At 42.5% G+C, this 24,605-nt stretch carries 15 protein-coding genes; 10 read left to right on the forward strand and 5 right to left on the reverse strand.

The genetic code is table 11. From position 1 onward, the window contains the following. The first annotated feature begins 271 nt into the window (after positions 1–271). Entirely contained in the window at positions 272–2,197 is a 1,926-nt protein-coding gene (gene speA, locus PseudUWO311_RS15925) for a biosynthetic arginine decarboxylase (protein WP_142656234.1), read from the forward strand. Positions 2,198–2,552: 355 nt separating this feature from the next. Further along, positions 2,553–3,764 (forward strand): lipid-A-disaccharide synthase-related protein, encoded by a 1,212-nt coding sequence (locus PseudUWO311_RS15930; RefSeq protein WP_142656235.1) that lies wholly within the window; start codon positions 2,553–2,555, stop codon positions 3,762–3,764. A 64-nt stretch (positions 3,765–3,828) separates the two neighbouring features. Here PseudUWO311_RS15930 and PseudUWO311_RS15935 read toward each other — a convergent pair whose 3' ends face one another. Next, entirely contained in the window at positions 3,829–5,541 is a 1,713-nt protein-coding gene (locus PseudUWO311_RS15935; protein ID WP_223807604.1) for a ShlB/FhaC/HecB family hemolysin secretion/activation protein, read from the reverse strand. Positions 5,542–5,770: 229 nt separating this feature from the next. Here PseudUWO311_RS15935 and PseudUWO311_RS15940 point away from each other — a divergent pair, with 229 nt between their 5' ends. Continuing rightward, positions 5,771–8,257: a filamentous hemagglutinin N-terminal domain-containing protein gene (locus PseudUWO311_RS15940; RefSeq protein ID WP_142656236.1), complete on the forward strand. Its 2,487-nt coding sequence runs from the start codon at positions 5,771–5,773 to the stop codon at positions 8,255–8,257. Positions 8,258–8,266: 9 nt separating this feature from the next. Continuing rightward, the gene (locus PseudUWO311_RS15945; RefSeq protein WP_142656237.1) at positions 8,267–10,687 is read left to right on the forward strand and encodes a CHAT domain-containing protein; all 2,421 of its coding nucleotides are present in this window, start codon (positions 8,267–8,269) and stop codon (positions 10,685–10,687) included. 36 nt (positions 10,688–10,723) lie between these two features. Here PseudUWO311_RS15945 and PseudUWO311_RS15950 read toward each other — a convergent pair whose 3' ends face one another. Beyond that, positions 10,724–10,813, reverse strand: a complete 90-nt coding sequence (locus PseudUWO311_RS15950; protein ID WP_094535177.1) for a cytochrome b6-f complex subunit PetN — start codon at positions 10,811–10,813, stop codon at positions 10,724–10,726. A 398-nt stretch (positions 10,814–11,211) separates the two neighbouring features. Here PseudUWO311_RS15950 and PseudUWO311_RS15955 point away from each other — a divergent pair, with 398 nt between their 5' ends. Together PseudUWO311_RS15955 and PseudUWO311_RS15960 are read left to right on the forward strand one after the other, a co-directional pair. Then, positions 11,212–11,949, forward strand: coding sequence for a DUF928 domain-containing protein (locus PseudUWO311_RS15955; RefSeq protein WP_190303526.1), 738 nt, complete (start codon positions 11,212–11,214; stop codon positions 11,947–11,949). A 64-nt stretch (positions 11,950–12,013) separates the two neighbouring features. After that, positions 12,014–14,317, forward strand: coding sequence for a CHASE2 domain-containing protein (locus PseudUWO311_RS15960; protein WP_142656239.1), 2,304 nt, complete (start codon positions 12,014–12,016; stop codon positions 14,315–14,317). Positions 14,318–14,367: 50 nt separating this feature from the next. Here the strand turns inward: PseudUWO311_RS15960 and PseudUWO311_RS15965 are convergent, their stop codons facing one another. The 3 genes from PseudUWO311_RS15965 to PseudUWO311_RS15975 all read right to left on the reverse strand — a co-directional run bounded on the left by PseudUWO311_RS15965 (position 14,368) and on the right by PseudUWO311_RS15975 (position 17,901). Next, positions 14,368–15,606, reverse strand: coding sequence for a diguanylate cyclase domain-containing protein (locus tag PseudUWO311_RS15965; protein WP_223807605.1), 1,239 nt, complete (start codon positions 15,604–15,606; stop codon positions 14,368–14,370). Between the two features lie 47 nt (positions 15,607–15,653). Continuing rightward, on the reverse strand, positions 15,654–16,646 hold the full coding sequence (locus PseudUWO311_RS15970; RefSeq protein WP_142656240.1) for a sensor histidine kinase: 993 nt from the start codon (positions 16,644–16,646) through the stop codon (positions 15,654–15,656). A 106-nt stretch (positions 16,647–16,752) separates the two neighbouring features. Next, positions 16,753–17,901: an FIST signal transduction protein gene (locus PseudUWO311_RS15975; RefSeq protein WP_142656241.1), complete on the reverse strand. Its 1,149-nt coding sequence runs from the start codon at positions 17,899–17,901 to the stop codon at positions 16,753–16,755. Between the two features lie 258 nt (positions 17,902–18,159). On the opposite strand from PseudUWO311_RS15975, the gene PseudUWO311_RS15980 reads away from it, so the two are divergent. The 4 genes from PseudUWO311_RS15980 to PseudUWO311_RS15995 all read left to right on the forward strand — a co-directional run bounded on the left by PseudUWO311_RS15980 (position 18,160) and on the right by PseudUWO311_RS15995 (position 24,557). Further along, positions 18,160–20,208 carry a thioredoxin domain-containing protein gene (locus PseudUWO311_RS15980; RefSeq protein WP_142656242.1) on the forward strand — a complete coding sequence of 683 codons (2,049 nt, stop codon included), beginning with the start codon at positions 18,160–18,162 and terminating at the stop codon, positions 20,206–20,208. Position 20,209: 1 nt separating this feature from the next. Beyond that, positions 20,210–20,608, forward strand: a complete 399-nt coding sequence (locus tag PseudUWO311_RS15985) for a hypothetical protein (protein WP_142656243.1) — start codon at positions 20,210–20,212, stop codon at positions 20,606–20,608. 249 nt (positions 20,609–20,857) lie between these two features. After that, the gene (locus PseudUWO311_RS15990; protein WP_142656244.1) at positions 20,858–23,950 is read left to right on the forward strand and encodes an efflux RND transporter permease subunit; all 3,093 of its coding nucleotides are present in this window, start codon (positions 20,858–20,860) and stop codon (positions 23,948–23,950) included. 55 nt (positions 23,951–24,005) lie between these two features. Beyond that, positions 24,006–24,557, forward strand: coding sequence for a hypothetical protein (locus PseudUWO311_RS15995; RefSeq protein WP_142656245.1), 552 nt, complete (start codon positions 24,006–24,008; stop codon positions 24,555–24,557). Positions 24,558–24,605: the final 48 nt, after the last annotated feature.

Below are 24,605 nucleotides of genomic sequence, written 5' to 3' on the forward strand. Positions count from 1 at the left end.
GCAATTCTCATTATAAAAATCAGTTTTTTGAAAGCCCACCTAAGGCGGGCTTTCAAAAAACTATTTTGGTGTTTCCATCGCCTGCGATACTGGAAACACCAAAATCGGTTTCATAATGAGAATTACTATGTTCAAAAAGATCTAGACTATTTTCTGGCTTAGATACTAGATTTATTTGAAAGTGCTAAAGTTGATACGGTGAGCGTAAAGTGCTAGCCATGCTTCACTATGTAGATCAAGGTTCATAGGGTTTATCAAAGGTTTATTAACAATGTTGCAAGAGATTCAATTACCTGTTGTTGCAGATGCAAAAAAGTGGACTATTCAAGACAGTGAATCACTTTATCGCATCAATGGCTGGGGAGAACCTTATTTTAGTATTAACGAAGCAGGACATGTGACCGTATCCCCCAAAGGCGATCGCGGTGGTTGCATTGACCTCTTTGATTTAGTTAACGATCTCAAGCAGAGAGGGTTACGTCTGCCCATATTAGTGAGATTTTCGGATATCTTAGCCGATCGCATTGAGCGCATTAATTCTACCTTTGCTAAAGCGATCGCACGCTATAACTACAATGGCGTTTATCGTGGCGTTTTCCCTGTCAAAGTCAATCAACAACGGCAATTGGTTGAAGAAATTGCCAAATATGGTAAACCGTTTCAGTTTGGTCTAGAAGCAGGTTCTAAGCCCGAATTATTGATTGCTCTTGCTACTTTACGCACCCCTGGCTCGTTACTAATCTGCAATGGCTACAAGGATGCCGAATATATTGAAACGGCTTTACTGGCGCGAAAGTTGGGGCAAAATACGATCATTGTGATCGAGCAACTGGAAGAAGTGGAAATGATCATCCGCGCTGCAACTAAGCTGGGAATTGCCCCCGTGGTTGGAGTAAGAGCAAAACTGAGTGCTAAAGGTCTAGGTCATTGGGAAGACTCGACAGGCGATCGCGCAAAGTTTGGTTTGAGTATGTGGGAAATCCTAGAAACCTTTGAACAATTGGAAGCGGCAAATATGCTGGATTCCCTGAAATTGTTACATTTCCATATCGGTTCTCAAATTAGCAATATCAGCACGATCAAAGATGCCTTACGCGAAGCAGGACAAATCTACGTGCAGCTTGCAGAAATGGGTGCACCGATGGGGCATCTCGATGTTGGTGGTGGCTTAGGCGTTGACTACGATGGTTCCAAAACCAATTTCTATGCCTCTAAAAACTATAGTATGCAGAACTATGCCTACGATATCGTGGCGGCAATTAAGGATGCCTGCGCAGAAAAAGGCGTACCTGTGCCAACTTTGACCAGTGAAAGCGGTCGTGCGATCGCATCCCATCAATCGGTTCTAGTCTTCGATGTAGTTGGCATTAGCGGTATCCCTAATCAGCCTATCGCACCGCTAAAAGAGGATGAGCATCTAATCGTCCGCAATCTTTTTGAAGCATTGGAAAACATCAATGAGAATAATTACCAAGAGATTTATCATGATGCCGTCCAGTTTAATCAAGAAGCAGTTAGCCTGTTCACCTTTGGCTATCTAAGCCTCAAGCAACGCGCCAGAGTTGAACGTTTGTTTTGGGAATGTTGCGATCGCATTCTCAAAGTAACACGCAAACTGAATTACGTGCCTGACGATCTTGAAGATCTTGAACGTGCCATGGCACTGACTTACTATTGTAATTTCTCAGTATTCCAATCTGCTCCCGATAGTTGGGCGATCGACCAATTGTTCCCAATTATGCCAATCCATCGATTGCATGAAGAACCCATCTGTCGCGGCACGATCGCTGATCTCACCTGTGACAGCGATGGCAAAATTGATCGTTTCATCGATTTGCGCGATGTCAAGTCTGTGCTTGAGTTACATCCTTTTATTTCCGAAGAGCCTTACTTTCTAGCTTTGTTTCTAGGTGGAGCCTATCAAGAGATTCTTGGCGATTTGCATAATCTCTTTGGTGACACTGATGCAGTTCATATTCATGCAACTCCTAATGGCTATAAGGTTGAGCATGTAATTAAGGGTGACTCGATGACCGAGGTTCTGGAATATGTGCAGTACAATCGCGAAGCGATGCTGGAAAATATTCGTCAAGAGACAGAACGCGCTCTCCAAGAGAAGCAAATTACTCTGGATGAAGCAAGGTTGTTTTTGCAAAAATATGAACATTGCTTAAATGGTTACACCTATTTAAGCTAATCAAATTAAAAACTGTTGTACTGGGCTTTGCCCAGTACAACAGTTTTTAATTTGCGCTGCTCAGCGCGGATTAAGCATAATGTCGCAGTTTCTATTAAAGTTAAATTAGCCCCATAATGATTTGTTGTACTCTTGGCACAGCAAATTACTAATTGCTGTTACGCAGGACGCAGATGATGAATCTCTTGCTGCTAGCGAAGCAGGGCAACCACGGGGGGATTGCCCCTACCTGAATAATTTGTGTTCTGTAGGGGCAATCCCCCGTGCCAGCCCTAAACCTCAGCTATCGTAGGAATTCTATCTACGTAAAGCAAATTATTAATTTAGAATTGCAAATTAGATTTTTTGGTAAAACGTGGAAATTTTATGTATCAGTAACGGACATGGTGAAGATATCATCGCTGCCCGTATCTGCATTGAACTAGAGAAATTGGGATTTTCAGCGATCGCCTTGCCGCTTGTGGGCGTGGGGCATGCCTATACTAAAGCAAATATCCCGATCGTCGAGAAATTTACGCAGGCGATGCCATCGGGGGGATTTGTCCGTATGGATAGCCGTCAGTTAGCGCGTGATGTCAAAAGTGGCTTGGTTGGACTAACACGTAAACAATTGGGGTTTGTATGGAATTGGTCACGGGAAAATCGTAGAAGCAAGCGGCTGATTTTAGCGGTGGGAGACATTGTGCCATTGCTGTTTGCATGGCTACCATCTCAGTTTAGTGGCTGTAATTTTGCATTTGTTGCCACGGCTAAGTCAGAATATTTTTGGCGTGATCGCAAAAGTAGTTTGCCCCATGTCAAAAAACCTTTTGGCGGCTCCAATTTTTTTCCTTGGGAACGCGCTTTGATGAACAGCAATCGCTGCAAGGCTATATTTGTCCGAGATCTATTAACTGCCGAAATCTTGAATCAAGACTTTAAACTGCCAGCGATCTATCTAGGTAACTCAATGATGGATGGGCTTGAACCAAAAGGCATGAGTTTTGGTATCGGCGAAGATGAATGGGCGGTAGCAATTCTTCCAGGTTCGAGAGCGCCCGAAGCCTATGAAAACTGGATGACATTGATGCTTTGCGCCCAAGTTGTTTCCCGTGCGATTCCTCATAATGTCCATTTTTTAGTAGCGATCGCACCTGACTTAGATATGGAAATTATTGGGCAGAGCATAATCCAAAAGGGTTGGCAGCGAATTGATGAAACTACTTTTAAAGTTCAAAATGCACGGCTCATTTTATTGCAAGATGGCTTTAGTGATTGTCTACATCAATGTCATTTGGGATTGGCGATGGCAGGCACTGCGACAGAACAGATGGTGGGTTTAGGCAAACCTGTGATTACGATCGCGGGAAATGGCCCCCAATTCACGCGCAAGTTTGCTGAAGAACAAGCGGATCTGTTAGGCTGCTCAATTAATTTAATCGAAAAGCCAGCTCAGGTTGCGGATGTGCTCAATGAGATTTTGCAAGATCCTGATTACTTCCAAGAGGTAAGTCGCAATGGTGAGGAGCGCATGGGCAAAGCAGGAGCATCTGCCCGAATTGCTAAATATATCGCTGAGAAAATCTAAGAAAAAAGGTTCACTTAGTGAACCTTTTTTCTTAGACCGTTTGGAACGGGATATTTGACAATATTTAGAACTGATAGCCCAAACTGAAATAAAAGGCGGATTCTTGTAGATTAGAGCCGCGATCGCTGAGATTGACAAAGGGGATTGCATAATCTAATCGCATATTTAATCGTTCTAATGGTGTAAATAGCAATCCCACTCCACCGCCAGCTAAAAAGTTTTGACTAGGTAAAGTGTTTGGATTATTGGGATGATTCCAGATTGCCCCAGTATCTAGAAATGGAATGACTTGCAACAATGTTGCACCTAAGTCATTGCGGAGTGCCACAAAGCGATTTTCTAGGGAGAATCGAATTCCATTATCTCCAGTACGGGCATTTTGGCGAAATCCTCGCAAAGACTGACCACCGCCGATTGTAAATTGCTGCGAAGATAACAGCGGATCGGCAGATAGTTGCAGATCTAAAGCGCCAATCAGTAATGAATCTGTCCCCAAGGACTGCACACGCTGAATCTGTCCTAGCCAGCTTAGGAAGGAGCCACTCGGTGTTGTGACATTGGTGGAGCCAAATAAACCTGTGCCTATACTAAACTGCGATCGCAATGACCAAGCTCCTGCAAGATCGCGTAAGGTATAGTCTTGACCAAATTTGATTACACTAGTGCGAGTTGTCCCATCTGGCTCTGGCCCAATGCCAAAGGGTGTAGCCAGATTATTAAAAGCAAATGTTTGTCCTCTTTGATAGCTATAACCAATGGATAAAGCAAATTCTTCTACACTTGACCTAATTAAAGGCTGACGAAAATTCAAGTCAAAGAGATTGCTATTGCCGCGAATATTTAGGACATCAAATGGAGCTTGAGTGATTCGATAGTTGCTGGGAGAATATCGCAATGACAGGGTTCCATTCATGGGATTGAGTGGAATATTGTATGAGAGATCATATTGATTGGAGCCTCCTGTCGTTGTTCCGTAATAGGAAGCTGCTAATGTGTCGCCATTGCCAGAAAGGTTTCTAAAGAATAGTCCTCCACCATAGCGTTCTGAGCCCACAGCAGGAGGAGAGAAGTTATCGATACTAGCAAATCCACCAAACTGATTTGCTTCTTTAACTGTAACCACAAGAATACTGCTATCGGGCTGACTTCCTGATTTTAAACTTGCTTCAATATCGCTAAATATGGGATCTGCTCGTAACAAACGCAACTGATCTTCAAGTTTGGCAGTGTTAAGAGGTGTGCCAGTACCTAATTCCAATCGCGATCGCACATAATCTGGATTGGTATTTTTTAAGCCAACTATTTCAATTTTCTCGACTTTACCTTCAATAACTTTAATAGTGACTATGCCATTAGCAGTTTTCTCTGTATCAACTACTGCTTGTGAAGTTATGTATCCGCGATCTGCATAGATTTGTGTAACTGATTGAGCTATTTTTTCGATCTGCTCAGGAGTTACTTGTTGCCCTTCTCCAGTTTTGGCGATCGCAGCTATCTCGGCACTAGTTAAGATTGTGCTACCAATAATTTCAACTTTTTTGACTGCGATCGCTTGAGCAATTGGTGACGAGACTACAGGCGATGGATTTGGTAGGGAAACGCGCGAATTAATCTTCTCTGCTGCTGCCATTTCTACAGAGCCAAGGAGCATAAAGCTCACAGCGAACAGATTTGAGCGATGATGACTAATTAGTTTAAATAAGCTCATGCTAATAATATCAATTTTGGATAGCGACAGTTCATCAAAGAATAACTTGAGATTGGAGATTTGAGGCATATTTTTTTACTTCTTAGTGTTCAATACACAAAAGTTAATACGATTTACAACATTTCTCAGATGTTTCAATGTTATAAAAGTTTTTTGTCATGCGCTCACAGTTCTATGATTTGAAAGATTAAGATCTGGTATAAGCATCCTCTCAATTAAAATAATTAAAAGCGGTTAAAATAGCTAAGAATAGTTACAGAATAATATTCATTTCAACTTATAACAAAGGAGAAGCTCAATGTCTTTAGTTGTCAAGAGTAATTTTACGCAAATTAGACGAGCAGCGATCGCATTGCTATTGATGCAACCCTTTGTTATGGGAAGTGAAGCATTTGCTCAGTCAATTGTGCCAACTCAAGGCTCAGGTAATTTAGGAACACAAGTAGCCCCTGATATTACTAACGCTCAACAATTAAATATCACAGGTGGCACACAAGCCGCCGCAAATCTCTATCACAGTTTCCAGCAATTTGGCTTAACTCAGGGAGAGATTGCTAACTTTATGTCCAATCCCAGCATTCAGAATATTCTGGCGCGGGTGTCTGGTGGTAATGCTTCGGTAATTAATGGACTAGTTCAGGTTACGGGTGGTAATTCTAATCTCTATTTATTAAATCCTGCGGGAATTATTTTTGGTGCGAATTCTAGTTTGAATGTTCCTGCGGCGTTCACAGCAACTACAGCAAATGGAATTCAAGTGGGAAATGGTTGGTTTGGAGTAAATACTGGGATTGATGATGTCAAGAAGTTAACTGGAACTCCTCAAGCTTTTGGCTTTGCTAGTTCTACTACGATGCCAACGAATGAGCAACCTGCTGCGATCGTTAATGCTGGCAATCTCACTGCTAAAGAAGGACAGAGCATTACTCTCGTAGGTGGTTTGGTAATTAATACGGGCACCATTACTTCACCATCAGGCAAAATCACGATCGCTGCATCAGCAGATGGAAAATACGTCAAAATCACACCTGAAGGAAGCTTGCTGAGTTTGCAACTACCGATCGCTGATCAGAATCAATTAGCGCAGTCAAATGTTCAGGCTAAGGATCTACCAAGTCTACTGACTGGTTCTGCAAACCTTCGGAATATGACGGGTTTAAATACTGATGCATCAGGCAATGTGCTTGTCGCTGGCATAGCAATTCCTAATACTGCGGGAACTGCAATCGCTTCAGGCAATCTCGATGTGTCAAGCACTACGGCTAAAGGTGGTGAGATTAATGTCTTAGGCGATCGCGTTGGTCTAGTTTCTGCAAATCTCAATGCTTCGGGTGCGATCGGTGGCGGCACTGTCCTCATAGGTGGAGATTTACAAGGAAAAGGGATAGTTCCTAATGCCCAATATACTTTTGTGAGTAAAGACTCAACAATTCTTGCAGATGCACTCCAAAGTGGTAATGGTGGCAAAGTGATTGCTTGGGCAGATCTGGCAACCACATTTTTAGGAAGCATCTCTGCAAAAGGTGGTTTAGTTATTGGTAATGGCGGCTTTGTCGAAGTATCGGGTAAAGAGAACTTACTGTTTCAAGGGAAAGTGAATACAACAGCCTTGAATGGGTTAGCTGGAACACTCTTGCTTGATCCAGCTAACATTACTATTAGCAGTGCGGCAAGTAGTGGAGGCGTTGCTGCGCAACTTTTATTAGGTGCAAACCCAACAATCCCGTCTTCTTTTTTAGCTGGAACTGATATCAACATTCAAGATTCCGATCTTCGTGGTGTAGCAGGCAATGTTGTCCTGCAAGCAACTAACAACATCACCCTTGATAGCTCTACAACTTTCAACAATACTCAAGCTACTTCTATTACTTTTCAAGCTGGAAATGACATTAATATCAATGTCCCCAATTTTGGTTTTGATTTTGGTGGCGGAAATACTCAGTCTTTGAGCTTTATTGCTGGTCGAGATATTAATGTCGATACTAGTTTAATCGACACTGATGGGTTTAGTTCTTCGTTTTTCTTTGATTCAACGGTCAGTCCCACGCTTACACTTACTGCTCAGAATCGGAATGTTAATATCACTGGAAATTTCTTGATTCGCAACAGCCCAGCGGAAGCAGGTGTCACCTTGAATTTGAATGCACCCAATGGTGCTGTGCTAGTTAACAACGGTTTCTTACGAACTGGGCAAGTTTCGATGACAACTGATAGCATCATTAACATTACGGCGGGGCAGTTTCGGGTAACGGGGACTCCGATAAATGGTGCTCCCACTTTTAATGGAGCAGTACAAAATACGAAGTACAGTATTTATACTTTTTCCGCAAATGCAAACTTAGCTTCTCAAGGGAATGTTTCCCTGCAATTTGGTAATGCAGCTCCTATTATTTCTGGTAATGGAGGTAATAATTTGATCAATATCCGCCTTCTCAATGACAGCAATTTTGTAGTTGGCAAAACTCCGACAACCAGTGGTGTCGATGGTCAAATTGGCATTGGCATTGCGAGTATTCCACCTCAAGTTTTTACTTTACTTTCTGACCAGTCATTTACCTCTAATACTGGGCTGGCGAGTACCTTGGCTGCTAATACTTTGAATAGTGATGCGATCGCATCTGCACGGACGGCTGACTTGCAAGCAAATGCTGGTGAAATTAAGGACTGCGAACCTACTGGGACAAAGAAACCAATTCTGAATTTCACGGCTTCTTTGCCTTCGGCGACAGTAACTCGCACTGCCCAAAATCCAAATCGCTCTAAATTGCCACCATGCAAAGAATAATTCGCTCCTATGAAAAGTAAAGGCTTTGCGATCGCCATCTTATTTGCAATTGGCTTAACATCGCCGATCGCAGTATTGGCAGCAGGAATTCAGAATCCTACGATCCCATCTCAAGATGCGCGATCATCCGCAGATGAGCTTGTCCAGACTGGGTTACAGCAATTTCGAGCACAAAAGTTTGATCTTGCGATCGCGAGTTGGCTGCAAGCACTAAACCTCTATCAGCAGCAAAAAAATATTAAGGGCGCAATAGATGTCCTTGGGGGCTTAGCAGAAGCATCTAAACAGCTCAGCAAATACGAACAAGCGATCGCTTACTCACAGCAATTGCTAGCTTTAGCACAAAGTCTAGGCGATCGCCGCACTGAAGCCAATGCCCTCGGAAATTTGGGTAACAACTATCGCGTGGTCGGGAACTATGCCAAAGCTCTGGAAGTGCAAAACCAAGGATTAGCAATTAGAAAAGAACTAAACGATCAGCAAGGAGAAGGACAGGTTCTGGCTAGTCTTGGTAATATTCACTATGACCTTGGCAATTACCGTGTAGCCGAGAGTTTTTTTCAGCTTAGTCTTAAAATTGCCAAGGCAGTAGGTAATGGCAATGGAATTGTTTCTTTGCTAAATAGTTTGGGTGCGATCGCAGGTACACAAGAAGAATATCCCCAAGCAATCAAGTATTATCAGGAAAGCCTTGCTAACGCGAGAAAAATTGGTTTTCGAGAAGCAGAAGGAAACGCGCTGAATAATATCGGCTCTAACTATCATGTTCAGCGCAAATATAAAGAAGCAATTTCGTATTACGAGCAAGCATTAACCGTTGCTAAGGAACTTAAAAATCCTCGTATGGAAGGAGCCGCAGTCGTTGGTATGGGGTTAGCCTATGTGTTTTTGGAAGAATACGACAAAGCTTTATTTTTGCAAGAGCAAAGCTGGCAGCTAGCCAAGCAAATCGGCGATCGTCGCTTAGAAGCAACGACTTTAGGCAATTGGGGCTATACACTTTGGCGATCACAAAAGTATGCAGAAGCAGAGCAGAAGTTTCTCACGAGTCTGAACCTATTGGAATCTCTGCGTTCTAACTTAAGTGATGGTGATAAGGTTTCGATTTTTGATACACAGCTTCATGCTTTTAATTTGTTGCAACAGATTATGGTTGCTCAGGGCAACCCTGAAGCAGCTTTAGAGATTGCCGAGAGAGGTCGAGCCCGTGCTTTTGCAGAGCTTCTCTCCCGTCGTGTCAGCTCAAGCTCTGCACCAAAAGCAGTACAGAAAAATGAAGCCATTATTCCATCTTTAGCACCTGTTAGTATTGCCGATATTCGTCGTATAGCAAAACAACAGAATGCGGTAATGGTGGAATATTCTCTGATTGCTGATCCTAGCTTTATCGGTCAGGGAAAGCTTAAGGGTGAATTTATCAAGCTCTATATTTGGGTAGTGCAGCCTTCGGGTGCGATCGCGTTTCGTGAGGTTGATCTCAAAAAATCTGATGTTTCTATAGTGGATTTGGTTGCGGATATTCGCAGCTTGTTTAACGATGCGAATGGAATTGTTCGAGATCCTAAGGAAGTACTAGAGAAGTATGGGGATCTCAAGCAATTATATGCAGTTCTGATTCAGCCAATCCAAGACTTACTGCCTAAAGATGCAAATACCAGAGTGATTTTCTTGCCTCAAGGATTGCTTTTCCTAGTTCCATTTGCAGCACTAATTAATTCTAAGGATCAATTCTTAATTGAGAAGCATACAGTCCAAATCGCTCCTGCTATTCAAGTTCTCGATTTCACTCACCAACTTAGACAACAAGTAAAAAAAGTTGATTTGCAGGAAGTTCTCATAGTTGGCAATCCCACTATGCCTAGTCTCGGAAATCCGCCCACCCAATTACAAACTTTATTAGGAGCTGAAAAAGAGGCAAAAGCGATCGCAACTTTGCTAAATACTACTTTTTTGACAGGCGACAGCGCTACGAAAGTAGAAGTTGTTAGTAAGATGAAATCTGCTCGTTTTGTCCATCTCGCTACCCATGGACTATTAGAAGAATATCGTAAAGGCGATATCCCAGGTGCGATCGCCCTTGCACCTAGCTCAGGAGATGATGGATTTTTGACGGCTAGCGAAATTGTGACGATGCGGTTGAATGCGGAGATGGTGGTACTAAGTGCTTGCAAAACTGGACAAGGCTTATTAACGGGTGATGGTGTGATAGGGCTATCGCGATCGCTAATTAGCGCGGGTGTTCCCAGTGTTGTCGTGTCGCTATGGGCTGTACCTGATGAGCCAACAGCATTGCTAATGACCGAGTTTTATAAAAAGTTTCAGGCTGAACAGAACAAAGCGCAAGCCATTCGTCACGCTATGCTTGCCACCAAAGCTAAGTATCCTGACCCACTGAATTGGGCAGCATTTACATTAATCGGTGAGAATTAAAAAAGGGGGGCGCAACGCGCCCCCCTTTTTTTATTCTTATAGACCGTTGCGTCCCCAGACGACAAAAGCGATCGAAAGTGTAAACATACCAAGCACGCCAAACCAACCCAATGACAAGATATCCATAGTTTCGTAACAATTTTAATAAATTTTTCTAATTATCATAATATGCTTTACCGCCAAAAACAATTTTATTGAAAGTCCGCCGACAGCGGACTTTCAATGAAACTAAATAAGTAAGAATAGGCGGCGCTTTGCGCCGCCTATTCTTACCATATAAATCCTTTCCTAAAGTTAAGTCGAATGTCTATAGCAACTTTTTGATAAGAGATGCATTCTTTATTAGTATCTAACTATCTCATGGGTATTATTAGGTGATGAGCTAAACTGCACACCATACCCATACAGATCACTTTTCTAGAGGCGATCGCATCATGTTTTTATCCAAATTTGCATCAAAAAAGATTTTAATAGCATCGGCTTGCTCTTGTTTAGCTGTAAGTACAGTAGCCTTGCCCTTGTCTTTGAGTCTTTTTACCCCTTTAGCTCAAGCTCAGTCTCGCAGGGTTCGCTATACCCCACCTAGCAATCTTGGTACTCCTATAGTCTCAACTCCAGGTGCTACTCGGAGTGTTTGTGAAACGACAGAAGCTTGTCTAATTGGGCTAGTTCCAGACTTAAAAGCAGAAAATGCTCCTGTCCCTCAGACGATTTCCGAAAGTCCAACATTTTATTTCCTCATTCCAGAAACTGATGGTCGAGGGTACTTTTATCTTTCTGAAGCCGATAGTTCATTACCTGAAGGTAAACGAGTTTACCGCACATCTTTTAAGGTCAAAAGCAAGGCAGGTATTCTCGCTTTTAAAATGCCTACTGTTAAAGGGGCTTCAATCTTAAAACTTGACAAAACCTATGTATGGAAATTTACAGTTGGAGGTTTAACTGATTCTGGGACAGTGCGCGGCTCTATTCGCCGAGTTTTGCCAAGCCCAAATTTAGTTGTTCAACTCAAAAAAGCCTTGCTACCTTTAGATCGAGCTGCTTTGTTTGCTCAAGAGGGAATCTGGTTTGAAACTGTCCAAACTTTGGCTGATGCTCAGCAAGGTATTTCTAAAAAGCCAGAGATTGTCAGTGAATGGAATGATTTACTGAAATCAGCTAAGCTAGATCGTGTTCTTCCATATTCATTTTTGAAAGGCGTAGTCTTAAGTGAGCCGACTTCTGAGCGCACTTCGCCACCTAAACAGAGCTACGTCTATTAGTAATGGTAAGGAAGGTCGGAGCTTTGCTCCGACCTTCCTTACCTGTTTAAATATTTCCGAGTATATGGCAATTAGATCTCGATTTAAGAACAGCTTGTGGAAATGGCGCGGGATTGCGATCGCTGCGCCGACAATTTCCCTATTGGTGATCGGGTTACGGCTAATTGGAGCACTTGAATCGCTTGAATTAGCCATGCTCGATCAGTTTTTTCGATGGCGATCGTCTGAACCTACAGATCAACGGATCGTGATTATTGGCATTGATGAAGCTGATATACGCCAATACCAATGGCCGATTGATGACGCTTTATTGACAACGTTGTTAGATAAAGTCAGGCAACAAAAGCCGCGTGCGATCGGCTTAGATCTAGTTCGAGACAAAACAGATAATGCTGGCTATCCCCAATTAGAAAAACTATTTAAGACCACTCCTAATTTGATAGGAGCTTACAAAACATCTGATTTAGTTACGTCAAATTTCTCGGTTTCAGACATTAAACCTCCGCCTGCGCTTGCCCAACTGGATCAAATTGGTGCAATCAATCTTGTCCACGATGGAGATGGTCGTCTTCGTCGTGGATTACTATCCTTGAGTTTACCTGATGGCAAAGTGGGGCTTAGTTTTGGTTTGCAACTAGCCTTACTCTATCTGGATGAGGAAAAAACTATTCCCCTTGAACAAATTGAGCAAGCTCTAAAGCCTCCAAAATTAAGAGCTAATGATGGTGGTTATAATCGAATTGACGTGGGAGGACATCAATTTATAATTAATTACCGTCGATCACTTCAAGGTTTTCAGACTGTGCGAATGGCGGATGTATTGGAGGGGAAAATAGCACCAGATTTATTCCGCGATCGCATCGTGATGATTGGGGTAACTGCTGTAAGTATTAGGGATTGGTTTTTCACTCCTCTGGATGGTGGATTTGGCAGTACAAGAATTTTGACCGCAGGAATAGAAGTTCATTCTCAGATTGTGAGTCATATACTTAGCAGCACTCTTGATGGCAGAGCCACAATCCAGACATGGGATAAACCTTGGGAATGGCTGTGGATTTTTGGTTGGTCTTTAGCTGGTTCTTTTTTGATTTGGCAATGGCGGAACGTTAAGACTAGCAACCTAGACTTTCTGGTGATAGTTTTGCGATTGCCCATTGTCCTAGGGCTGACATTAGGCTTAGTTGGTTCTTGTTTCATCGCCCTTAGCTATGGTTGGTGGTTGCCTTTTGTACCTGCGGCGATCGCGTTTATTGGTGGTGGGGTGATTGTCACTAGCTATCTAGCAATTACGGCGGCGCAAATTCGCACTTACTTTAGCCGCTATTTAACCGATGCCGTAGTTAAAAGTTTATTAGAAACGCCTGAGGGTCTAAAGCTAGGGGGAGATCGCCGCAAAGTCACAATTCTCATGTGTGACCTGCGCGGCTTTTCCACAATTTCCGAAAAGATGCCTCCTGAAAAAGTAGTGGAAATTCTCAATATTTTTCTTGGCACAATGACCGAGGCGATCGCGACTTACCAAGGCACGATTGATGAATTTATTGGCGATGCGATCTTAGTGCTATTTGGTGCGCCGATTTATCGTGAAGATGATGCGGTTCGGGCAGTAGCTAGTGCGATCGCTATGCAATTAGCCATGCGATCGGTGAATGAGAAACTCACTCAACAACAACTCCCTGAAATCGCGATGGGAATCGGTATTAATACAGGTGAAGTCGTTGCTGGTAATATCGGTTCTCAATCTCGCGCTAAATATGCTGTAGTTGGTAATCATGTGAATCTCACAGCGCGGATTGAATCCTATACTGTGGGTGGACAAATTTTAATATCGGAAGCTACTTACAAGGAAATTGAAGACATCGCTAAGATCAACGGATCGATGGAAGTAGAACCTAAAGGCGTATCACATCCAATTTCCATCTACGATATTTGTGGTCTTGGTGGAATATATAATCTAGAACTTCCTTCTCTCAGCGACTCCTTACAATTGTTGCCAACTCCAATTCCAATCACCTATCGCATTTTAGAAGAGAAGCATTTAGGTACAGAAATGTTTGAGGGAGAGCTAAAGCAGCTATCTCCCTATGGGGCGGAGATTTTCTCTGATCACGATGTTCCTGAATTAACTAATCTCAAACTACATCTCCAGATCTATGACCAAGATCAGCAACTAGAGATCGAAGGTGAAATCTATGCCAAAGTTTTAAAGCATCAGCACGAGCATCAAGTGATATCTGAGTCTCTACCGCCTGCGGTCGCAACAGACATTTCTGCAAAGCGATCGCAATTTACTCAACCTATTTATGTCCATTTTACTACAGTACCGAATAATCTCAAAGATTGGATTAGTCAGAAAACAAGTTGCTAACCCAAAAGAAGGTTGCGGTGCGCCGCAACCTTCTTTTGGGTTTTGGGAGACTATCTAGCTAAGACAATGCGATTACGACCTCCCTGTTTGGCTTGGTATAAAGCTCTGTCTGCCAACGAAATTGGCACTTCCCAAGAAAGATCATCGTTAGGTACAACACAAGCCACACCGATACTTAAGGTGACGCGATCGCTTACTTGTGATTCGGCGTGAATAAGATTGAGATCATAGATAATGGATATAATCCCCTCGGCAACTTTTTTTGCTCCTTCAATTGGGGTATGCGGTAATATCACAACAAACTCTTCTCCACCATAGCGAGCTACCAAGTCTTGAGGACGCATTAGTAATTTACTAATACCTTGAGCAATTTGCCTTAAACATTCATCTCCAGCTAGATGTCCGTAATGATCGTTGTAGTTCTTAAAATAGTCTACATCCATAAGTATTAATGAAAGAGGTTGCTTCTCTTCCTGTAGTAGAATCCACTGTTGAAGCCAATATTCATCAAAGCAACGACGGTTTGCCACCTGTGTTAAACCATCTATTGTTGCTAGACGCAGAAGCTTTAGATTAGCTGTCTCTAGCGCTGATGTCCGTTCAGCAATTTTCTTTTCTAAAGTAAACGCATATTCCTCAAGTTGAATTTGACTTTCCTGCAACTTCTCAAGAGCTTGTGCTAACTTGATTTTCTGATGTTCTATTGTGATGATATCTCGATAAGCTCGAAGAGAAGCGAGCAAAGTTGTCAGTAGGTTCTGGCGAGTCAGATCTACCTTAAGTTTGTAATCGTTGATATCGTAATTAAGTATGACAGAATCCTCAGGAGCCTCCCCAGAATTCCCTGTTCTCAAAACAATACGAATCTGATGATTATCTAACTCTTCGCGAATATACTTTACCAATCTCAGTCCTGCATCATTAGTTTCCATGACTACATCAAGAAGTATCAAGGCAGCGTCAGTATGTAGATTTATTAATTGCTTACATTCTTCTCCAGAATATGCCGAGACAAAAACTACTGGTTTGCTCTCAAATATAAGATTGTCAAGCGCTATTTGAGTTGCTCTATGCACATCAGGTTCATCATCAGCAATAATCACTTTCCATCTATCTAAATTAATTTGTGTTTGATTTATTCCTAAATCAGGAGTATTTTCTATGTCTACGTAATCTTCGTCCATAAAAATGATTTCATCATCTTTATCGCTATCTTCATCGCTAGAAAGAAAAATATTTTGTTGTTGATTATTTAAGATGGTATTTTGAGGCTTATTAGAAGTTGACATGGTGGTAAATATATGCATTTATTATGATTTAAAAACTACAACTAAAATTATTTGAAAGCTTCTATAGAGACAGGTAATCTTACTGTAAATATTGTACCTTTTCCTAATTCACTTTCACAATCAATGCTGCCCTGAAGCTTTTGAGTTACTAAGTTATAGGTAATATGCAGCCCTAAACCTGTTCCACCTTTATCCCGCGCAGTAGTAAAGAATGGATCATAGATCCGACCAAATATTTCTGGATCGATCCCAGATCCATCATCTCTATATTGAATAATTACCTGATCGCTTTCTTGTTGAATATAAATACTAATATTCCCAATCTTATTAGGTAAATAAGCATGGAGGATAGAATTATTAATAAAGTTTGTTATTACTTGAGCTAGAGCCCCTGGATAGCTGTAGATTTGTATCGTATCATCTCCACTAATAGACACTTTCCATAAGTTCTGTTTAAATTGAGGTAAAATGCTTATAATTACTTCCTGTATATATTCTTTGACTTTAAAACTACGTCTCTCAGAGCTAGATTGATCTACTGCAACCTGCTTAAAGCTCTGCACTAACTCCCCCGCACGATTTAAATTACTCAATATTAAACAGCTTACTTCTGTAGCAATTTCTAGATAATGCTTTAATAGTGATTTTTTTAAACATCCAGCTTCGATCAATGTGGACAACAATTGAGTTTCATCCCTTAGAGTAGAAGCTAGGGTGATACTTGTCCCAACTGGCGTATTGATTTCATGGGCAACACCAGCTACTAGTCCACCCAAAGCCGCCATTTTTTCTGCTTCAACTAATTTATTTTGCATGAGTGACAAATTGGTTAACGTCTGCTCTAGATCATTACTCTTCATTTCGAGAATACTTTGATATTCTTGCAAGTCACAAATCACTTTTTTTAGCAAAGTTTCTTTGTTCCGATCAGCTGCTTCAAGCATAGAGCGATCAATCTCTGATCGCTCTAGTTTCTTTTTGAGAATGCGATTTTCTTTCTCTAAACTTTTGATTTTAGATGTGTAGTCTTCAACTTCCATAGTTTTTTACTAGTTGTTTGGGTGAGATGCTCAGCGCTTCGCGCTAAGCATCCTAATCTTTTATAGTAATAGTGGGCGGCGCGAAGCGCCGCCCACTATTACTTACTTAATGATTGCCAAGTAGCAAAGTTACAAAAGTTGTATTGTGGAAAAAAGATTGTCCATTTCCGCGCAATGGAGAAATTTCTCCATGGGTATAGAATCCACAACAAGTCAAAACTTGCTTGAGCGAACCTGCGATCGCCCGATATTCTTCATTGGTTCTTGTACCCAAAATTTGTCTACGCCAAGCACAGGAGAAAAACAGCGCGGCTTCAGGTTCTTGCCCTGCATAATTAGCTTTTGCTTCAGCAAATGAGACCTGCGACGCAGCAATAACATCTTCAAGTGATGTATAGGTAATTTGGACGCTCGAGTTTTCTGGGATATTGTCTGACACTGTAATGCTGCCTGTTTGCAGATCGTAAGCAATGGCTCCCCGCAGAAAAAACGTTTCTTCATTGGGAGGAAATACTGCTAGAGGATAAACATTATCAGGTTTATCAATATCAAGGTAATAGTGATAAAAATCTAAGGCAGGTTTGTGGTCAATTTCGTAAATGATATTTTTATCGACTTTAGTAACTAAGCTACGTTTGCCAATGGGTTGCCATCCACTAGCAGTTCCGTTAGAAAACAGAATATTTCCCGCAAATAGCAATGTCGCCACGGCATCGCTAAGCACTTCAGTTTTATAGAACTGGTAAGTACGTTTATACCGCCATTGGTCGGCAGTGGCTCCACCAAAGATTGGCAAGTTGCCGAGGGCTAATTCTAAGCCTTGCAAAATAGAGACGATACTGGTGGTAAGACTCTCAGTCACAGCAATACAAAACTTGGCGGGTAGAGTAAGCTGCTGCTCAGCAGCCTCAACCGATTTGCGAGAGATTTCGATAGGATCTTCAGAAACATTTCGCCCAATGGATGCTCGAATTTCGATCTCGTCCGAACAGAAGAGCATTAAGGTTATCGAGTCTTGCTGAAATTCCAAGACTGAGGACACTTCACCATCAGTAGTACCGCCGATTAGTTCAATATTGGGAAATGTCTCGTTAATACGTTGCAGAATTAAGCTATGTTCAAAATCGATCGCAGCAAACAAAATACCCGCTTGAGGTATTTCCCCATCAAGAGATTGTTGGCATTGTTCTATGGTTTCGTTGATAGCTTCTAGACTATCAGGATCGTTACTATGACCTACAGCTACCTTGAACATATTACTTACCTAAAATTTCTTGGTTCGGGTTTGATCGAAAATCACTGTAAACAGTGATCGCGATAATTGTGATGTCCACACTGACTATATTTTATGCGATATCCACCCCAAACAATCAAATGGTGTTGCTTCGCAACACCATTTGATTGTTTGGGCTTAGGGCTCTATTACGTTGTTTTGCTTGGCGATATTTGTGAAACAAAGAGTTAGACTGTTTACAATACCTTTACCCATTTTCGCAAAGTCAAATTTTGCCCTATGCCCAATCGTCTCGCGCAATCGCAAAGTCTCTATCTCCGTAAACACGCTGATAACCCGATTGATTGGTATCCTTGGGGCGATGAAGCCTTAGAAAAAGCGAGAACTGAAAACAAGCCAATCTTTTTGTCAATTGGTTACTCTAGCTGCCATTGGTGCACTGTGATGGAGCATGAGGCATTTTCGGACACAGTAATTGCGGACTATATGAACGATCGCTTTGTGGCGATTAAGGTCGATCGCGAGGAGCGCCCTGACCTCGATAGCATCTATCTACAAGCGGTGCAGATTATGGGTGAAAGTGGTGGCTGGCCTCTAAATTTGTTTCTAGCTCCCGATGATTTGGTTCCATTTTATGGTGGGACATACTTCCCGATTGAGCCACGCTATGGACGACCAGGGTTCTTGCGAGTACTGCAATCAATTCTAGAAATCTATCACGATCGCAATCAAGATATTCAAGATTATAAAGAGCAAATAGTTCGTAATCTGCACCAAGTTAATAAACACACGCCCGTACCAATCATTAACGATGAAGTATTGGCAAATGGAATTGCTAAATGTGCAGAAGTCGTCACTAATCGCGATTATGGAACTTGTTTTCCGATGATTCCCTATGCCAATTTTTTATTAAGAGCGAGTCGTTTTGAATCTTTAAAACCTGAATCGAGCGACAATATCCTCAAAGATAAAGCCCAACAGCGTGGTTTATCTTTAGCTCTTGGCGGTATATTTGACCATGTGGCGGGGGGATGGCATCGCTATACTGTCGATCATACTTGGACAGTACCCCACTTTGAGAAGATGCTCTATGACAACGGTTTGATCATGGAATATCTGACTAATCTCTGGATGTCGGGACTGAGAGAACCTGCGATCGCTCGTAGTTGTGAGCTAACTGCCATATGGCTCCAGCGCGAAATGCTTGCCGAAGAAGGATGCTTTTATGCTTCACAAGACGCAGATAGTGAAGGAAGAGAAGGAAAATTTTGGGTGTGGAGCTATTCGGAACTCAAAAAGAATTTTAGTGCGGCAGAACTTGACTTATTGGTTCAAGAATTTACGATTTCTGTGACTGGTAACTTTGAAGAAACCAATGTTTTGCAACGCAAAAAAAATGGTGAACTATCTCCAGAGGTTGAAACTTGTTTAACTAAACTATTTCGACTACGTTACGGGGAATATTCACGCCCAACTGATGCATTTCCTGTGGCTCGAAGCCAAGCGGATATTCGCGAAATTGATTGGGAAGGGCGCGTACCACCTGTGACAGACACCAAGGCAATCACAGCTTGGAATGCGCTGATGATTTCAGGCTTGGCAAATGCCTATCGTGCTTTTCAAAAGCCTATTTATAAACAACTCGCAGTCAATGCAGCTAAGTTCATTCTCGAAAATCAATGGATTGAAGGGCGTTTACAACGGATTAATTATGAAGGTCAAGCTGCCGTAGTAGCCCAATCAGAAGACTATGCTTTCTTGATTAAAGCGCTTCTCGATATGCATCAAGCTATTCCAGAAGAGGCACATTTTTATTTGCAACAAGCGATCGCAATTCAAGCTGAATTCGATCGCGATTTCTGGGATGCTCTATCTGGTGGTTATTTCAACACTACTAGCGAATCCAGCCAGCATTTGCTGTTACGAGAGCGCAACTATCAAGATAATGCTACGCCTTCACCCAATGGAATTGCGATCGCGAATCTTGTCCGCATTGCTAGCCTGACTGAAAAATTGGAATATCTTGACCGTGCTGAGTTAGCTCTCAAACGCTTTGGTCATGTAATTACGAATAGCCCTGTGGCTTGCCCTAGTCTGTTAGCTGCCTTTGACTGGTTCCGCAATCACACCCTTGTCCGTACTATGCCTACGCAGTATGAATATCTGAATCGTCAATATCTGCCTGCGGTGATGTTACGCCTTGATAAACATTTACCAAATCCTGATGCGATCGCGATCGTTTGTCAGGGTTTAGCTTGTTTGGAGCCTGCCATGAGCGTAGAAATATGCGATCGGCAGCTATTACGAAGTACAACTAGGGTCAAATAAAATGACCAATAAATATTCGACTGACGAATTTAAAATAGATCAAATTGTTTGTATTGATTTCCCAAGAGATAGACGACGTGAGAAGTTGCACCTATTTGCAGAAGTGATCGACAACATCCCTATCTCATCACGATGTTGGGCTAGACCACTTGCGATCGCAAGATCTAATCCCGAAAGTTTTGAATTAGAATTTTTGCATGATCTACGAGATGCAGCTCAATTGATTTTACCAACACACCTTTTTCGCTATGCTTTAGATACAGAAGTCATCCCCCTTCTTTCCGAATTATATAATCCAACACAGGAATTAAAACGATCAGAGAATGCTCAAAGCATATTGTATCAATTCATCTCCGATCTTTACCAATTACGAGAATTAGACCAAAGAAAAATAAATTGAGTATTAATTCAGGTTTTACTAAAGTATCGAGAATACCTAGTTGCGATCGCTTAATATTATTTTTATGGCGTAATCCCCCCACTGCAAGCATCGTCTACAACTTATCTGTAAGAATATTTCAATAGATTATCTCTCAAAAAATTTATTGCGAATCAATTTGATTTTTGTCCAAATCCTGATTTCATCTTGGTTTCATAGTTGTATGCGAGAGTGAGATGCTACAGCTACTTACACTCGATAATTGACTTCATGCTCAGTGCCATCATTAAATGGGCGATCGCTCGTCGTTGGTTGGTTATTTTTGGGGCGATGATTCTTAGCATTTGGATATTTCGTACCATTGTCCAAATGCCCTTAGACGTATTTCCTCCCTTTGCACCACCACAAGTTGAGATTCAAACAGAAGCCGCAGGATTCGCCCCTGAAGAAGTAGAGTCACTGGTGACATTGCCGATTGAGAGCGCCATTAATGGCACTGCGGGAGTAACTGCGGTGCGTTCTTCGAGTGCCGCTAGCATCTCCGTGGTGCGCGTGATTTTTAACTGGGGAACCGATATTTATCAAGCTCGGCAACTGGTAACAGAGCGATTACAGGCGGCTCGAAGTAAATTACCCGCATCCGTGGAAGCTCCCAAAATAGCTCCCATTAGTTCACCAATTGGGACAATTATTACCTATGCTTTTACTTCTAAAAGTAATGACTTAATGGAAGTGCGGCGATTTGTCGATTGGCATGTTACTAATCGCTTGCTTGCTGTATCTGGGGTTGCCCAAGTGATTGTATTTGGCGGCGATGTACGGCAATATCAAGTTCTAGTTGCACCTGAAAAATTACAGGCTTTTAATGTATCGCTGCAAGAGGTATCAGATGCGGTGGCGGCGGCTAATGTGAATGCTGCGGGTGGTTATTTGATTACGCCCGATCGCGAAAAATTGATTCGAGGTATTGGGCGGATTGAAGATATTGAAGCTCTCAAACAATCAGTGATTACGTCTCGTAATGGTGTACCTGTGAAGATTAGTGATGTCGCTGATGTAAAAATTGGTGCAGCAGTGAAGCGGGGTGATGCTAGTGTGAATACAGAAAAGGCGGTCGTGGCAATCATTAATAAACAGCCGCAAGCGGATACACTCTCCGTTACCCGTGCCGTAGAAGCCGCTATGAATGAGGTGAAGGCAGGCTTACCTGAAGGTATTAAAATTAACACCACCTTCCGTCAAGAAGCTTATATCGATGCTTCAATTGAGAATGTGCAGGAAGCCTTAATCGAAGGCAGTATTATCGTTGCCCTAATTTTGATTCCCTTCTTGATGAATTGGCGGAACTTATTGGTATGTTTGGCGGCTTTGCCTTTGTCTTTATTGATCGGAGTATTGGCTCTCAACTGGTTAGGGCAAGGCTTGAATACGATGACTCTAGGTGGTTTGGCGGTAGCGATCGGTTCGGCGGTGGATGACGCGATCGTTGATGCTGAAAATGTGTACCGATGTCTGAGGGAAAATAAACATTCTGATCATCCTAGACCAGTTTTAGAGGTGGTTTTTGATGGCTGTCAGGAAGTGCGCGATTCGGTATTTGGAGCCACCGTGATTACAATTGTTGTCTTCTCTCCCATCTTTGCGCTCACTGGTGTGGAAGGAAGTATTTTTATTCCGATGGGATTGGGCTATTTAGCCGCAGTAATAGCCTCTAGCTTTGTGGCGCTTACAGTTACACCTGCCCTCTGCGCGATTTTGCTGCCTCATGGACATCTCCCTGAGCGAGAACCTTGGGTAGCGAGGTTCTTCAAAAAACTTTATCTGCCACTCATCAAATTTGCGATGCAGCGATCGCAGATCACTATTGGTATTGCAGCAACGAGTTTACTGGTCTCTGCGATCGTAGTTCCATCCTTCGGGCGCATCTTTCTCCCCGAATTTCAGGAGCAATCGCTAGTTAATACATTACTGCTCTATCCCGGCTCATCCCTAGAAGCAACCAACAGCGCCGCCTCGGTAATAGAGCATAAGCTGAAAGACAATCCTAGATTCCAAAACATTCAAGTGCGTTCTGGTCGGGCGGAAGGTGATGCTGATGCCGCTGGGGTAAACTTGGCGCATGTCGATGTGGAGTTGAGTGAGATGGGCATGAAGGATCGCAAAGCAAGCATTGATTTATTGCGCCAAGAGTTTGGGAAGGTGATCGGAGCGGCTCCAAATGTCGGCGGATTTATTTCGCACCGCATGGATGAAGTGTTGTCTGGGGTCAGAAGTGCGATCGCGGTCAAGATTTTTGGTGCGGAACTAGAACAACTTCGCACTTTAGGACAGCAAGTAAATGATGTCATGCGATCGGTTGAAGGCGTAGTCGATCTGCAACTAGAACCGCAGATTCCTGTAGAACAAATTCAAATTAAATTTGATCGCATTGCAGCAGCAAGATATGGTTTGACCATTGGCAAACTTTCGGAAACAGTTGAAACAGCTTTAAACGGGAAAGTAGTTTCTCAAGTTTTAGAACAACAACAAACCTTTGATCTGGTGGTATGGCTGAAGCCTGAAGCGCGTCAAAATTTAGATCAGATCGGTAATCTGATGGTGGATACTCCCGCTGGGAATAAAATTCCATTGGCGCAAGTAGCTAAGGTAATCGATGGCAAGGGTGCAAATACAATTAACCGTGAAAATGTTTCGCGATTGATTGTCGTGGCGGCAAATGCACAGGGGCGAGATTTGCGATCGGTCGTGAGCGAAATTCAGGCAAAGGTTAAGCAACAGGTTCAGATTCCTGCGGGTTACTACATCCAATATGCAGGACAATTTGAAGCCGAAGGAAGGGCTTCACAAAATATTGTGCTGTTCAGCGCGATCGCCTTCGTGGTGATTACAGTAATCATGTATCTCTCAGTCAAATCAGTTGCCTCCACTGTGATGATTATGATTAATCTGCCCCTAGCAATGGTGGGCGGTGTGATAGCGGTGGCGCTGATGGGTGGCGTTTTGTCGATCGCCTCTTTGGTGGGTTTTGTGACTCTATTTGGGGTCGCAACTCGCAATGGTCTATTGCTAGTAGACAACTACAACACCAAGTTTGCGTCAGGAATGCCTTTAAGAGATCTATTGATCCAAGGATCAATGGAACGCCTCAATGCGATTCTGATGACTGCCTTCACATCTGCTCTAGGGTTAGCGCCCCTAGTTGTGGCAGGTGGTGCGGGTAAGGAATTACTGCAACCATTATCCATCGTGGTTTTGGGCGGTTTATTTACTTCCACCGCTCTTACTTTGCTCGTACTTCCAGCGATCTACTCTCAGTTCTGGAAATACCTCGTACCCAAACCCAAATTATCTATCAACATATAAGAATTGCTGTGCGGCTTTGCCGCTCAACACTAAACAACTAAAGGAGCTTATTATTATGCGATCGCTAAAATCCTTGAAATCTCTCACCATCGTATCAAGCTTAATTTGCCTCATCGCGATCGCTGCCTGTTCTAGTCCTACCCCAGAGACAAAACCAGCGCCGCCAAATCCTATCCAAACTTCCGCGAATCCTAGCGCATCAACTAAAGCCACTGCTCCAAAAAGTAGTGACAAAAATAGTGACCAAGCCAGTGACAAGCCCAATGATAAAACCAGTGAGAATCATGGCAAAGCTAATCAAGGCGGACAAGTTGTTGAAGTTGGCGCATATCATTTAGAATTGGTCTCGATCAACGAAGATGGGGGTGTGCATATCGATCTATTTTTGCAAAATGGTAGTGACCATTCACCAATCCCTGATGCAAAAGTAAGCGCACAGGTACAACTCCCCAATGGCACAAAAAAATCTCTGGATATGCCATATAAGGCGGATGGGAAACATTATGGAGCATTGTTGTCTGAGACAATTGCAGGGGAATACAAGGTCGTAATCCTCAGCGAAATTAAAGGTGAGAAGATCAATGGTAGATTTGCTTTTAAGCGATAATTTTTTTGTAATGTGCGGCGCAAAGCGCCGCACATTATATGATTACTA

The organism is Pseudanabaena sp. UWO311 (assembly GCF_006937785.1).
GTDB lineage: Bacteria > Cyanobacteriota > Cyanobacteriia > Pseudanabaenales > Pseudanabaenaceae > Pseudanabaena.